The organism is Nocardia arthritidis NBRC 100137, from assembly GCF_001612765.1.
GTDB classification, from domain to species: domain Bacteria; phylum Actinomycetota; class Actinomycetes; order Mycobacteriales; family Mycobacteriaceae; genus Nocardia; species Nocardia arthritidis.
This window is the reverse complement of the sequence record NZ_BDBB01000006.1, coordinates 179407-192999: the sequence shown is the minus strand read 5'-3', so window position 1 is coordinate 192999 and position 13593 is coordinate 179407. Positions and strand designations below refer to the sequence as shown.

The following is a 13593-nucleotide window of genomic DNA, read 5'->3' as shown; positions in this document are numbered from 1 at the left end:
CAGCCTTATCAGGCCGAAAAGTTCGGATACGGGTGCCGAAACAGTCGGCAGGTTTGTTAGGGACAGCATATTGCCTGCGATGGTGCTGCGCATCAATCGGTTGGCGAATTCTCGGCATGCGCGCAGCTTCTACCTTCGGGCCGACATAGTTGGGCATGTGACCAGCATGAATGAGGTCTCTCCGGGAGATTCAATGGCGGATTGTGGACACGCTTGCGGTGGTCGATCACCCGCTGAGAATTTGCCGCTGACCGGCCGGGCGATGTAATCGAGACCTCGCGTGATGTTCCTCACACAAGCGTCGGTCCACGGCGCTTCGCTGTGTGCGCCATCCGAAACGAGGCGCCGCGACCGAGACGAATCCCGGCCGCGGCGCCTCGGCTCCGCGCTGTGTTTCACACCCCGCGGGCGCGCTCCTCATACGCCTTGCGCTTGTCGGCGTCGACGTCGTCGAGGAAGGCGCGGCCGGACCCGAGCGCCCGGCCGATGCCGTCCCCGAGCGCCTCCGGCAGCAGCCCGACGAACTGGGAGATGAATCCGGCCACCGCGGTCACTCTGACCTTCGACTTCGGCGCGACGATCAGTTTCGCGACGGCGTCGGCGATTTCCTCCGGTTCGGCGGCGCGCATCAGCTTCGGCGCGGTGACGCCGGAGCCCAGTTCGGTGTTGGTCAACGTGGGCAGCACCGAGGAGAAGCGCACCCCCGTGCCGCGGTACTCCTCCCGCAGCGTGTCGGTGAATCCCAGCACCGCGTGCTTGCTGGCGTTGTAGGTGGCCAGACCCGGGATGTGGGCCTCGCCGGCCAGCGAGGCGATGTTGATGATGTGCCCGCTGCCGCGCGGCAGCATCCGGCGCAGCGCCAGTTTGGAGCCCAGGATCACGCCGTAGACGTTGATGTCCAGGATTCGCCTGGTCAGTGGATCCGGCTCGTCCACCAGCCTGCCGGTCGGCATGATGCCCGCGTTGTTGATCAGCACATCGATCGGGCCGAGGGTGCGCTCCACCTCGTCCAGAAACCCGTCGAACGAATCCTGATCGGTCACGTCGAGCCTGCCGTAGAGCTCGAAACCGCGTGTCGTGCCCGACTCCTTGACCGTGGTCTCGTCGATGTCGCCGATCGCGATCTGCGCGCCGAGGGCCTGCAGCGCGGTCGCGGTAGCGAGCCCGATGCCGCGGGCGCCACCGGTGATGACGACGACCTTGCCGCGAATCTTCTTCGTTTCGGTCACTTGTCGTCTCCCTTCAGCTTCAGCAGGGCCGGAATGTCGAGGCGGCGCAGGCCGCGCGCGCCCGCCGCGCGCATCGCGCCGAGTGCGAACAGCAGCTTCGGCATCGAGTACGGGTACCAGAACAGTTCCTTCTGCTGGGTCGGCAGGATCGGCGTGGTGATCGCCTGCTGACGGCAGTACTTGCGCACGCCGTTCGCCCCGCCCCAGCGGGCGCCGACACCGGACTGCCCCCAGCCGCCCATTGGCAGGGCGTAGCTGAACAGGTTGGCGAAGACGTCGTTGATGTTGACGGCACCGGCGTTGAGCTGCCGGGCGATCCGCTCGCCCCGCTTCTTGTCGCCGGTCCACACCGACGCCGAGAGGCCGTAGACGGAGTCGTTGGCCAGCCGTATCGCCTCGGACTCGTCGGCCACCTTCATCACCGGCAGCGTCGGGCCGAAGGTCTCCTCGGTGACGCAGGACATGGTGTGATCGACATCCACCAGCACGGTCGGCTCGAAGGCGGTGCCGAATCCGGCCCGCTTGCCGCCGGTGAGGACCTTGGCGCCCGCCGCGACGGCCTCATCGACGTGGCGTTGCACGATCGCCACCTGGTTCTCGTTGGCCAGCGCTCCCACGTCGTATTTCGAATCGCGTCCGTCCAGGCCCTGGCGCAGCGCCTTGACGTTGGCGGTGAGCTCGGCGACGAACTCGTCGTACACCGGCGCCTCGACGTACACCCGTTCCACCGAGATGCAGACCTGGCCGGAGTTGAACATGCCGCCGAAGGCGATGCCGTGCGCGGCGCGTTCGAGGTCGGCGTCGGCCAGGACGATGGCCGGGTCCTTGCCGCCGAGTTCCAGGCTGTAGGGAACCATCCGTTCCACGCAGGCGGCGGCGATCTTGCGGCCGGTCGCGGTGGAGCCGGTGAACTGGATGTAGTCGGCGTTGCCGACCACGGCCGCACCGGTCGCGCCCGCGCCGGTGACCACCGCGAAGACCGGCGGCGCGCCGATCTCGGCCCAGCCCTCGGCCAGTTCGAGCGCCGAGAGCGGAGTCACCTCGGAGGGCTTGAGGATGACGGCCGCCCCGGCGGCGAGCGCGGGGAAGACGTCCATCACCGGCATGGCCAGCGGGAAATTCCACGGCGTGATGACACCGACCACCGGATAGGGCCGGTAGACCGTGGTCAACCGCTTGACGCGGGCCAACGGGCTGTGCGGCGAGGGGTGATCGTCGGCCAGGAACTTCGCCGCGCGGCGGGCGTAGTAGCCGATCAGATCGGTCGCGAAACCGGGGTCGATCAGGGCGTCCACCCGGGGCTTCGCGGTTTCCGACTGCAATACGGTGGCCAGGCGGTCGGTGTTGTCGATCAGCCAGTCCTGGAACTTCAGCAGCCAGACCTTGCGTCCTTCGGGGCCGATCGCCTCCCATTCCGGCTGATACAGCCGTAGTTCGCGGACCTTGGCCGCGACCGCGTCCGCGGTCTCGTCCGGCACCGTGCCGACGACCTCGCCCGTGCCGGGATTGCGCACCTCGATGACGGCGGGGCCGTCCTTCTTCGCGGTCGTTTCGCGTGCCTGCGCCTCGGTCGCGGGCGCTGGTTCGGTGTTGGTCACTGCTGTTCTCCCACTGATGTTGTGTTGAACCGCGGTCTGCTGACTGCTGTGAGGCAGGCCACTGAACTATGATCGTGACACAATTCGAACCAAGTTTCTTGGCCCGGATTGTCAAGGAATATGGGCAATTTTGTGTTCTTGGTACAAAGAATGGCGAAGTATTCGCCGAGCCGAAGGAGGGCGCGATGACCGGTGGTCCGGCGCGGTCCGGCGCGGTCCGGCCGAGCCCGGCTCCCGACGAAGTGCGTGATTGGCTCGCCGAGTACGTCTACGAGACGACGCGCGCGGAAGTGCTGGAGCGGATCGTCACCCGGCTCGACGACGTGATCATCGCGCGCATCCCCGAACTCGCCGATCGCGATATGCGCCGCGACCTCGCGGCCAGCACCCGGGCGCACGCCAGGATCGTGCTCAGCCGCCTGGCCAGCGACCCCTTCGAGTTCTCGTTGCCGGAGGAGGCGCACGCGTTCGCGCGCAGCGTGGCCCGGCGCGGCTTCGAGTTGCGGCTGCTGCTGCGGGTCTACCACGTGGGCATGGAGGCGGTGCTGGACTACATGACCGAGGTCGTCGAGCAGCGGCATGCCACACCGGAACTCGAGCGCGTGGTGCTGCTCCGGTTGTTCGAGCGGGCCACCAAGTGGATCAGTACCTCGGTCGAGTTGCTCACCGATACCTACATGGAGGAGCGCGAGCAGGTCTTGCGCGCCGCGCTGAACCGGCGCGCCGAGACCGTGCGCGCCCTGCTGGATGGCGACGACGTGGACGTCGAGCAGGCGTCGGTGCGGCTGGGCTACCGCCTGTCCCAGCGGCACCTGGCCTTCGTGCTCTGGACCGACGAACCGACCGGTGAGCCCACCGGTGCGGACGCGGAGGCGACCGGTCTGCTGGATCGGGTCGCGGCGCGGCTGGCCGCGGCGCTGGGCAGCGCGCGGGTGCTCACCGTTGCGTCCGGCGCCAGCGCGATGTGGGCGTGGGCGGGTACGGGCGACGGAGAGCACGGCGCCGAACTCGCTGCGCCGGGCGAAGTGGAGCGGCTGGCCGCGGTGCAGGTCGAGGCGCCGGTGCGGGTGGCGTTCGGCGTGCCCGCCGGGGGGATCGCGGGCTTCCGCCGCAGTCATCGTGAGGCGGTCGCCGCGCGGCAGGTCGCCGAGCGCGCGCCCGCGGGCGGCCCTCGGGTCACGGGCTATCGAACGGTCGAGATCGCCTATCTGGCCGGCGCGGACGAAGCGGCCATGCGCGGGCTGGTCGAGCGGGAACTGGGCGCACTGGCCGGGCGGGACGCGCACGCCGCGCGGCTGCGCGAGACGCTGCACGCCTATCTGCGCAGCCAACGCAGCCCGGAGGCCACCGCGAAAGTACTCGGTGTGCACAAGAACACGGTCCGCTACCGCGTGCAGCGGATCGAACAACTACTGGGATATCCAATCGAAGAGCGGGGCTTGCCGCTGGAGATCGCGCTGGTGTGCGTCGCCGTCTTCGGCGCGGACGCCCTGCCGTGAACCGCAGGCTAGTCGCCGCCTACGACTTCGCGGGCGGCGATGCGGCGCAGCGGTGGCTCGGTGGTCGGCGCCACCCTCCGGTCGGGTAACTCGGCGAGCAAGGTGGTGGTCGCCTCTGCGATGGCCGCGACGGCCTTGTCGACGGCCGCTTTGGTGGTCGAGCTCAGGCCGGACACGCCACCGACCTTGCGCACGTACTGCAGTGCGGCGGCATAGATTTCCTGCTCGGTTGCGGCAGGTTCCAGACCACGCAGGACGGTGATGTTTCTACACATGCGAGCACACTAGCCCCAGATCACGACATGCGTCAGGGCAAGAAGTCACCGAGGCCGAAATCGGCTCGCCCGCTGGACGCCCCCTGGGTCCGCGGCGGCGACATCCGCGCCATCCGCGAATACCGCGCGTCGGCCGCGCGGGATGGGGAACAATCGGGGCATGTCTTCGCGCGGTGTACCCACCACCTTGACGACCTTTCCGTACGCGGAGCTGGACGAGCGGGAGGAAGACCATTGGTCCGGCGCCGCGGTATCCGACGACGAATTGCGGGCGTTGGCCCTCGGCGCCTTCTATTCGGCGCGCTGGGACGCGTTCCACGACGCGCTGCTGCTCGGCCCGGAACGGGCGCATCCGCTCGGCGACCGGCGCGAGCTGGCCATCGATACGCTCACCGGTGCGTGGGGCATCACCGACGGCACCGAGGCACAGGCGTCGATGGAGCAGTTGCTCGAGGGTATGCACGCCCCGCTCTACGCGCTGGTGCACCCGCTGGTGACGGCTTCGATCAACGCCAGCGAGCGCGATCGGTTCGGTGAGCGCGCCGACCGGCACCGGGCGTTCCTGCGGCAGGTCGGCGCGTTTCGGGGGATGGACAATCCGGAGGCGCTGGTGCGCGACTACGACATCTGGTCGCAGGCGATCAAGATCGGATTCACCGACCATCTGGCGCGGCCGCTGCCCAGCGACATCCACGCCTGGGATCTGGCCCGGGTGGTCGCGGTGGCCAGGATGGCCTACACGGCGGGGTACCTCGATGCCGACGTGGCCTGGAGCTATCTGGCGCGCGCTCTGCCGCTGGCGCAGAGCAAGTACCGCAACTGGCGCCAGTTCGGCGACGCCTATCTCACCGGCTGGACCTATTGGCAGGCCTGCGAGGACCTGGCAGAGCTGAAGAACGGCGGCGTCGACCGCCGCAAGGAGTTGCTGCGGCTGTGGCTGCGCCCGACCAGCCCGTGGCGGCGGATCGCGCTGAACTCAGCTCCCGTCGGGGAGTGAGCGCAGGATCCCGCGGCCGTAGCGCTGGAACTGAGCGTCGTCGACCATGCCGAGGGAGTGCCGCTCGACCAGCAGCTCCCACTCCGAGTACAACTGGGCCACACCGGGATCGGCGGAGCCCGCGGCGCCGTCGGCGGATTCCCGGCGCACCGCGAAGTTCACCGCGCAGGTGACCCGCTCGGTGTCGGCGCGATCGGCGCCCGAGAAATGCAGCGTGCGGCTGCCGTCGTGCACCTCGATACCGGTCGCGCCGCGTCCGGGGCCGATCTCGCCGCGGCCCGCGGCGGGGGTGTCGGTGACCCTGGCCCACACCACCACGGGAATCGGGAGTTCGTGCGCGTAACGGCCGTCGCCGATGGCGATGAACAGCAGCCGCGCCGTGGTCGCGGCTAGCAGGCCGGAACCGCTGCCCGCGGGCGGGTGCGCGACCGCGATCGCGGTCTCCAGGACGTACTCGTCCGGCGTCACGTAACGATGCAGAGCCGCTATCGCCTGCTTCGCCTCGCGGCGCGGGGACATCCTGCGCGTCGCCCGCTCCACGTCCGCGCGGAGGGGACCGCCGCGGCCCCAGGTGGGCGCGGGCGGGCACAGATCCGGCGCCGCGACATCGATGCGCTGGGTGGCCATGATCTGCGTATTGATCCGGTCGACGATCTCGGTGGCCGCCGGAACGTCGTGCTCGGCGATCAGGACCGGCAGCGGGGTGCGGTCCGCGGGCACGCCGGTGAGCACGGGCGTCGGGTAACGCAGATAGATCTCGATGACGACCGCGTCGTCCGCGCGCCGGTTCAGCCGGACCTTCAGCAGGTCGGAGACCGGGACATCGAGCACGCGCTCGCCGTCGGACCCGGGTCGCAGGACGATCAGCCTGCCGCGGCCGTGACGCAGTATCGCTGTGGGTGTCCGTAACTCGACTATGTCCATACCCCCTGCGCTCGTGTCTGGTCTGCGGCGCTCCCGGGGCCTTCGTGGTGTGCGAGCTACCGCCTACGTGCCCGTCGCTCGCGCCGCGATGTTGTGTCGTCGCTCACGATAGGCCGAACATGCCATGATTGTTGCCACTTGGAGGAAGCCGGACCGGAGACATCGGGAACCACCGTCGTTCCCCGGGCGTTTACCTCGTTAACTGCACCTGCAGCCGAACTGTGCGATGTATCGAGTAGACCGTACGCGGTAACGTGGCTTGTCCGCATCCGAACCCCCGCGGAACCGGACGCGCCAGACTCATCGCTAGGCAAGAACCGGAGACACCGGAAAGGACTGGCCGCCCCGGCCGACGCTCTATGAACCGCAAGACAGTGTTTCGCACCCTGGCCATAGTCTCGGGCATTCTGCTCGTGATCTATGCGTTCAGCTATTTCGGCAACGACACGCGGGGCTGGAAGAGCGTCGATACCTCGGTTGCCCTCAGCCAGCTCGAGAACAAGAGCAACGTCCAGAACATTCAGATCGATGACCGCGAGCAGCAGTTGCGCATCGAGCTGAAGGACGGCAACGACGCCACCGGCGGGCAGAACAAGATCATCGCGAAGTATCCGGGCGGCAGCGAGACCTCCGCCCAGGTCTTCTCTGCCGTGAAGAACTCCGGCGCCCCGTACAACACGGTGGTCAAGCAGGAGAGCTGGTTCACCCAGATCCTGCTGTTCGTGCTGCCGATGGTCATCCTGCTCGGCCTGTTCATCTTCGTGATGGCCCGCATGCAGGGCGGCGGGCGCGGCGGCATGATGGGCTTCGGCAAGTCGAAGGCCAAACAGCTGTCCAAGGACATGCCCAAGACCACGTTCGCCGACGTGGCCGGGGCCGACGAGGCGGTCGAGGAACTCTACGAGATCAAGGACTTCCTGCAGAATCCCGTCCGCTACCAGGCGCTCGGCGCCAAGATCCCCAAGGGCGTCCTGCTCTACGGCCCGCCCGGCACCGGTAAGACGCTGCTGGCCCGCGCCGTCGCCGGCGAAGCCGGTGTGCCGTTCTTCACCATTTCCGGTTCGGACTTCGTGGAGATGTTCGTCGGCGTCGGCGCCTCCCGGGTGCGCGACCTGTTCGAGCAGGCCAAGCAGAACAGCCCCTGCATCATCTTCGTCGACGAGATCGACGCGGTCGGCCGCCAGCGCGGCGCGGGCCTCGGCGGCGGCCACGACGAACGCGAGCAGACCCTCAACCAGCTGCTGGTCGAGATGGACGGCTTCGGCGACCGCACCGGCATCATCCTGATCGCCGCGACCAACCGCCCCGACATCCTCGACCCGGCGCTGCTGCGTCCCGGCCGGTTCGACCGGCAGATCCCGGTGGGCAACCCCGACCTCGCCGGCCGCCGCGCGATCCTGCGGGTGCACTCGCAGGGCAAGCCGATCTCCCCGGACGCCGACCTGGACGGCCTGGCCAAGCGCACCGTCGGCATGTCCGGCGCCGACCTGGCCAATGTGATCAACGAGGCCGCCCTGCTCACCGCCCGCGAGAACGGCGCGGTGATCACCGGCGAATCGCTGGAGGAGTCGGTCGATCGCGTGATCGGCGGTCCCAGGCGCAAGAGCCGGATCATCAGCGAGCACGAGAAGAAGATCACCGCCTACCACGAGGGCGGCCACACCCTGGCCGCCTGGGCGATGCCGGACATCGAGCCGGTCTACAAGGTCACCATCCTGGCCCGCGGCCGCACCGGCGGCCACGCCATGACGGTGCCCGAGGACGACAAGGGCCTGATGACCCGCTCGGAGATGATCGCCCGCCTGGTGATGGCGATGGGCGGCCGCGCGGCCGAGGAACTGGTGTTCCACGAGCCGACCACCGGCGCGTCCTCCGATATCGACCAGGCCACCAAGATCGCCCGCGCGATGGTCACCGAGTACGGCATGAGTTCCCGGCTCGGCGCCGTCCGTTACGGCCAGGAGCAGGGCGATCCCTTCCTCGGCCGCTCGATGGGCATGGGTTCGGACTACTCGCACGAGGTGGCGGGCGCGATCGACGAGGAGGTGCGCAACCTGATCGAGGCCGCGCACACCGAGGCGTGGGCGATCCTGAACGAGTACCGCGATGTGCTCGACGACCTGGCCATCGCGCTGCTGGAACGGGAGACCCTGCACCGCAAGGATCTCGAGCAGATCCTCGCGTCGGTGCAGAAGCGCCCGCGCATCACCGCGTTCAATGATTTCGGCGACCGCGTCCCGTCGGACAAGCCCCCGGTGAAGACCCCGGGTGAGCTGGCCGCCGAGCGCGGCGAGTCGTGGCCGCCGGAGCCGGTCGCGGAGCCGGTGGCCGCGTCCGCGCAGCGTGAGCCGCAGCCCGCCAACGGTTACCCGCCGCACGAGAGCGGTTACGGCGCTCCGCCGCAATACGGTCGCCCGCCCGCGTCGGGTTACCCGCTGCCCCAGGCGCCCGCTCCGGCGTATCCGCGTCAGGGTACGCACGGTTCGCGGCCGGACTACGGCGCTCCGGCGGGATGGTCGGCTCCCGGCTGGCCGCCGCGGGACGAGCCGCAGCCGGGTCAGCCGGGCTGGGGCGAGCCGCAGCAGCCGCGGCACGGCTACCAGCAATGGGGTCCGCAGGGCGCCCCCGAAGGTGGCTACGACCGGGACGGGTACGGCGATCGCGGCGGCTATGACGAGCCGCGCCGGACCAATCCGAACGGTGAGGGCGACAACGGCGATTGGGATGGACCGAACGGTCGTCACTGAGCAGTGACGATTAGGCTCGTCCATCGTGGGGGTGCCGAGAAATTGCCGGCGCCCCGGGAGTTTGGAGGTGTCCTCGATTGTCGGCGAACGAGCATGGCGGTGGTTACATCCTCGCCGAACCGGACAGTGCTGAACACAACGGTGTCGACATCGGCGTGACGGAGACCGGCCCCGTCGCACTGGAAACGGGCAGATCATTCGATCAGGCGCGGGCCGAAGCGGCGGTACGGGAATTGCTGCTCGCCGTCGGCGAGGACCCGGATCGGCCCGGCCTGCTCGAGACGCCCGCCCGGGTGGCGCGCGCCTACCGGGAAACCTTCGCCGGGCTCTACGTGGAACCGGATTCGGTGCTCAACACCACGTTCGACGAGGGTCATCAGGAACTCGTGCTGGTCAGGGACATCCCGATGTACTCCACCTGCGAGCACCACCTCGTGTCCTTCCACGGTGTCGCCCACGTCGGCTACATCCCCGGCCCGCACGGCCGGGTGACCGGCTTGTCCAAACTCGCCCGCCTGGTCGACCTGTACGCCAAGCGCCCGCAGGTGCAGGAGCGGCTGACCAGCCAGATCGCCGACGCGCTGATGCGCAAACTGGACCCGCGCGGTGCGATCGTGGTGATCGAGGCCGAGCACTTGTGCATGGCGATGCGCGGCATCCGCAAGCCGGGCGCGAGTACGACCACCTCCGCCGTGCGCGGACTGCTGCAGTCCAACGCCGCCTCGCGCGCCGAGGCGCTCGATCTGATCCTCCGGAAGTGAGCGGTCCCGCGGTGTCCGAACCGAGCGGCGCAGGGCGCGCGGCGACTGGTACGACCAGAGAGGGCACCGCCACCGCCCGGACCGAAGCGGGTTGCCCCGCGCCGCTGCGCGGGTTCGCCCGCGACGGGCGCTCCTGCGTCGTGATGGGCGTGGTGAATGTCACCAGCGATTCGTTCTCCGACGGCGGCCGATACCTCGATCCCGAATTGGCCATCGCCCACGGTGTGCGGCTGCACGCCGCGGGCGCGGACATCATCGACGTCGGCGGCGAGTCGACCAGGCCGGGCGCGGTCCGCATCGACGCGGCGACCGAGGCCGCGCGGGTGGCGCGGTCATCCGCGGTCTGGTCGCGGCGGGCGTGCCGACCAGCGTGGACACCATGCGCGCCGCTGTGGCCGCCGCGGCGCTCGAGGCCGGGGTGTCGGTGGTGAACGACGTCTCCGGCGGCCGTGCCGACGCCGACATGGTGCGGGTGGTCGCGTCCGCGCGGGTCCCGTGGATTCTCATGCACTGGCGGGCGGGCGCCGACTACCGGCACACCGGACCGGCGGACCGCTACGACGACGTGGTCGCGGAGGTACGCGCCGAACTGACCGCGCAGGCGGACCTTGCCGTGGCCGCGGGCGTCGACCCGTCCCGGTTGATCCTCGACCCCGGTCTTGGCTTCGCGAAGAACTCCGAGCACAACTGGGCGCTGCTCGGCGCGCTGCCCGAATTGGTCGCGCACGGGCTGCCGGTCCTGATCGGCGCGTCGCGCAAGCGTTTTCTCGGTTCGCTGCTCGCCGACGAGGCGGGTCCGCGCCCGCCGGACGGCCGGGAGACGGCCACCGCGACCATCTCGGCGCTGGCCGCGCTGCACGGCGCGTGGGGCGTGCGGGTGCACGACGTGCGCGCCTCGCTGGACGCCATCACGGTCACCGACGCGTGGCAGAATGCCGCACGGCAGCGCGCCGCACAGCACGACACCGCCCGACCCAGTGCGCAAGGAGCTCGACGATGAGCCGGTCCCCCGTCCACGCCGAACACGAGGCGCCGCCGAGTGATCCGGTGATCCGGCGCGGCGCCGACCGCATCGAATTGCGCGGCCTGCGCGCTTACGGGCATCACGGCGTGTTCGAGCACGAGCGCCGCGACGGTCAGGAATTCGTGGTCGACCTGACGGTGTGGGTGGATTTCGCGGTGGCCGCCGCGTCCGACGATCTGGCCGCCACCGTGGACTACGGCGCGCTGGCCGAGCGTGCGGTGCGCATCGTCCAGGGCGAGCCGCGCGATCTCATCGAAACGGTGGTGTCGGAGATCGCCGATGACGTGATGACCGATCCGCGGATCAGGTCGGTCGAGGTGGTGGTGCACAAGCCGTCCGCGCCGATCCCGCACACCTTCGCCGATGTGCGGGTGGTCACCTCCCGGCACCGGGGGGAGCCCGCCGAATGAGCGAGCTACCTTGCGGCGCGGCCACTCTCACCGTGCCGGGTGCCGCGGAGGCACGCCGATGACCCGTGCCGTGCTGTCCATCGGTTCGAATCTGGGTGACCGGCTCGCGCATCTGCGCAGCGTCCTCGACGGATTCGGTCACCGTGTGCTGGCCGCCTCGGCCGTGTACGCCACCGCGCCCTGGGGTGGCGTCCCGCAAGGGGACTACCTCAATGCCGCTGTGCTGGTGGAGGATCCGGCCTTCGGCTGCGCGGACTGGCTGCGTCGCGGTCAGGAGCTGGAGCAGGCCGCGGGGCGAACCCGCGAAGTGCGCTGGGGCGCGCGCACACTCGACGTGGATGTGGTGTGGTGCGCCGAACTGCGCGACGGACAGCCGGTCGCGTGCCGCAGCGCCGACCCGGATCTGCTGCTGCCGCACCCGCAGGCGCACCGGCGCGCTTTCGTGCTCGTGCCGTGGCTGGACGTGGCGCCGGACGCGGTGCTGGAGGTCGACGGCGCGCCGCACGCGGTGGCGGACCTGCTGGCGCGGCTCGATCCGGCCGAACGCGCCGGGGTACGCCGCACGGAGTTCTCGCTGACGGGCGAGGCGTCGTGAAACTGAAACCGACCCGAATCCTCGACATCGTGGCGAATGTGCTGATCGCCGCGCTCGTCGCGTGGATCGCCACCCGCGTGGCCTATGACAGCTTCCCGCCGATCTCCATTTTCGCGGGCGCCTCCCTGTACCCGGTGGCCGCGATCGAAGCGGTGCTCGCTTTCGTCATCCGGGCGCGGGTCAACGACCACCAGATCGGCGACGGCCGCCACCAGTTGCATCCGATCACCGCGGCCCGCGCCGTCGCGTTGGCCAAGGCGTCGGCGCAGGTGGGTTCGATCGCCGCGGGCATCTGGCTGGGCTTCTTGTGCTGGGTACTCCCGCAGCGCGGCACGCTGCGCGCGGCCGCCGCCGACAGCCCCGGTGCGATCGTCGGGATGCTGGCGGGCGTCGCTTTGGTTGCTGCGGCCCTCTGGCTGGAGTACTGCTGCCGGGCGCCGGAGGATCCCACCGACGATGCGGCAACTACATAGCTAGTGTCCCGAACCGAATCACAAAACGGAATCTGGGCTCGGCACGACCTATTGGCTACCCTGGCTGGCATGGTTTCACCCTCCCGTAGCAGCACTTCCCGTCGACAGCGGGACGACGCGGGAAAATTATTCGTCGGCGTCTTGATCTTGCTCGGTCTGGTTGCCAGCGTTTTCCTGATCTTCAGTAACAGTGTCGAGTTCGTACGGGTAGGTCTGGTCGCGGCGCTGTGGGCCGCGGCAATCGGCGCTCTGGCTGCGACGAAGTACCGCAAAGAGGCGACGATCGACAAGGCGAAGGTCCGCGATCTGCAGACCGTCTACGAGTTGCAGCTGGAGCGGGAGGTCACCGCGCGGCGCGAGTACGAACTCGGCGTCGAGGCGCGGGTACGCGAGGAAGTGGGCGCCGACGCGGCCGAACTCGCGGCCTTACGGGCGGAGCTCACCGTGCTGCGGCAGAGCCTGCAGCGGCTGTTCGACGGCGATCTGCCGACGGATCGCCCGGCATTGCGCGCCGACGCGACCCGGATCCAGGAGCTGACCAGCTCTGGGAGCGAATCTGGGAACAATAGCTCCGCGAATGCCGGGATGTGGTCGGTGTTCGCCGACCAGCAACCGCGTAGCAGCATGACGCCGATCTTCGAGCCCGACCATCCCGAGCCGCCGGTCTTCGCCAGCCCCTTCGACGATCCGGTCACCGCCGAGACCGCGGTCGTCTCCGTCGACGACGACGCCGAGCAGGCCGACGCGGAGCAGGCACGCCACGCCGAGCCGCGCGGCTGGGCGGATGCCTTCACCGAGACCGCGGACGAGCAGCGCGACGAGCCGCCCACCCGGCCCGCTATCCGCCCGCAGCCGACCCAGGAACCACCCGCACGGCCCGCGTCCGCGCCCACCATGGGAACGCCGAGCGCGCGCAGGCGGCGCAGGGCCGAGAGTGACGACGAGACGCCGTCGCGCCGTCTGTCGGTCGCGGAGATCATGGCCAACCTGCAGTCCGAGGAGCGCGAACGCCGGTGACCCGCGCCGGGCCGCGTCCCCGCACTGCGGCCTAGATCACGCGG

At 69.5% G+C, this 13593-nt stretch carries 12 protein-coding genes and 1 pseudogene; 9 read left to right on the top strand and 4 right to left on the bottom strand.

Features of this window, described 5'->3' with window-relative positions:
- Positions 1 to 395 precede the first annotated feature (395 nt).
- Together NA8_RS06410 and NA8_RS06405 are read right to left on the bottom strand one after the other, a co-directional pair.
- Positions 396 to 1229, bottom strand: a complete 834-nt coding sequence (locus NA8_RS06410) for an SDR family oxidoreductase (protein ID WP_063049409.1) — start codon at positions 1227 to 1229, stop codon at positions 396 to 398.
- Positions 1226 to 2827 carry an aldehyde dehydrogenase family protein gene (locus NA8_RS06405; protein ID WP_063049408.1) on the bottom strand — a complete coding sequence of 534 codons (1602 nt, stop codon included), beginning with the start codon at positions 2825 to 2827 and terminating at the stop codon, positions 1226 to 1228. The genes NA8_RS06410 and NA8_RS06405 overlap by 4 nt, the downstream gene beginning before the upstream one ends.
- A 185-nt stretch (positions 2828 to 3012) precedes the next feature.
- Here NA8_RS06405 and NA8_RS06400 point away from each other — a divergent pair, with 185 nt between their 5' ends.
- On the top strand, positions 3013 to 4326 hold the full coding sequence (locus tag NA8_RS06400; protein ID WP_063049407.1) for a PucR family transcriptional regulator: 1314 nt from the start codon (positions 3013 to 3015) through the stop codon (positions 4324 to 4326).
- Between the two features lie 8 nt (positions 4327 to 4334).
- On the opposite strand, the gene NA8_RS06395 is transcribed toward NA8_RS06400, so the two are convergent.
- Complete coding sequence (locus tag NA8_RS06395; protein WP_063049406.1) at positions 4335 to 4601, bottom strand: DUF2277 domain-containing protein; 267 nt, start codon at positions 4599 to 4601, stop codon at positions 4335 to 4337.
- 160 nt (positions 4602 to 4761) lie between these two features.
- On the opposite strand from NA8_RS06395, the gene NA8_RS06390 reads away from it, so the two are divergent.
- Positions 4762 to 5598 (top strand): DUF1266 domain-containing protein, encoded by an 837-nt coding sequence (locus tag NA8_RS06390; protein WP_063049405.1) that lies wholly within the window; start codon positions 4762 to 4764, stop codon positions 5596 to 5598.
- On the opposite strand, the gene NA8_RS06385 is transcribed toward NA8_RS06390, so the two are convergent.
- Positions 5578 to 6522 (bottom strand): hypothetical protein, encoded by a 945-nt coding sequence (locus tag NA8_RS06385; protein WP_063049404.1) that lies wholly within the window; start codon positions 6520 to 6522, stop codon positions 5578 to 5580. The two genes, NA8_RS06390 and NA8_RS06385, sit on opposite strands and share 21 nt — an antisense overlap.
- 359 nt (positions 6523 to 6881) lie before the next feature.
- On the opposite strand from NA8_RS06385, the gene ftsH reads away from it, so the two are divergent.
- The 7 genes and pseudogenes from ftsH (at position 6882) to NA8_RS06350 (ending at position 13549) form a co-directional block, all read left to right on the top strand.
- Positions 6882 to 9269, top strand: a complete 2388-nt coding sequence (gene ftsH / locus NA8_RS06380; RefSeq protein ID WP_063049403.1) for an ATP-dependent zinc metalloprotease FtsH — start codon at positions 6882 to 6884, stop codon at positions 9267 to 9269.
- Positions 9270 to 9418: 149 nt separating this feature from the next.
- Entirely contained in the window at positions 9419 to 10030 is a 612-nt protein-coding gene (gene folE, locus NA8_RS06375) for a GTP cyclohydrolase I FolE (RefSeq protein ID WP_174550052.1), read from the top strand.
- A 143-nt stretch (positions 10031 to 10173) separates the two neighbouring features.
- Positions 10174 to 11030 (top strand): annotated as a pseudogene (folP, locus tag NA8_RS06370) (dihydropteroate synthase).
- Complete coding sequence (gene folB, locus NA8_RS06365) at positions 11027 to 11464, top strand: dihydroneopterin aldolase (RefSeq protein ID WP_084466564.1); 438 nt, start codon at positions 11027 to 11029, stop codon at positions 11462 to 11464. The pseudogene folP and the gene folB overlap by 4 nt, the downstream one beginning before the upstream one ends.
- A 58-nt stretch (positions 11465 to 11522) precedes the next feature.
- Positions 11523 to 12059 carry a 2-amino-4-hydroxy-6-hydroxymethyldihydropteridine diphosphokinase gene (gene folK, locus NA8_RS06360; RefSeq protein ID WP_063049401.1) on the top strand — a complete coding sequence of 179 codons (537 nt, stop codon included), beginning with the start codon at positions 11523 to 11525 and terminating at the stop codon, positions 12057 to 12059.
- A 2-nt stretch (positions 12060 to 12061) separates the two neighbouring features.
- On the top strand, positions 12062 to 12532 hold the full coding sequence (locus NA8_RS06355; RefSeq protein WP_063049465.1) for a DUF3180 domain-containing protein: 471 nt from the start codon (positions 12062 to 12064) through the stop codon (positions 12530 to 12532).
- 69 nt (positions 12533 to 12601) lie between these two features.
- Entirely contained in the window at positions 12602 to 13549 is a 948-nt protein-coding gene (locus NA8_RS06350; protein WP_084466563.1) for a DUF6779 domain-containing protein, read from the top strand.
- Positions 13550 to 13593 lie beyond the last annotated feature (44 nt).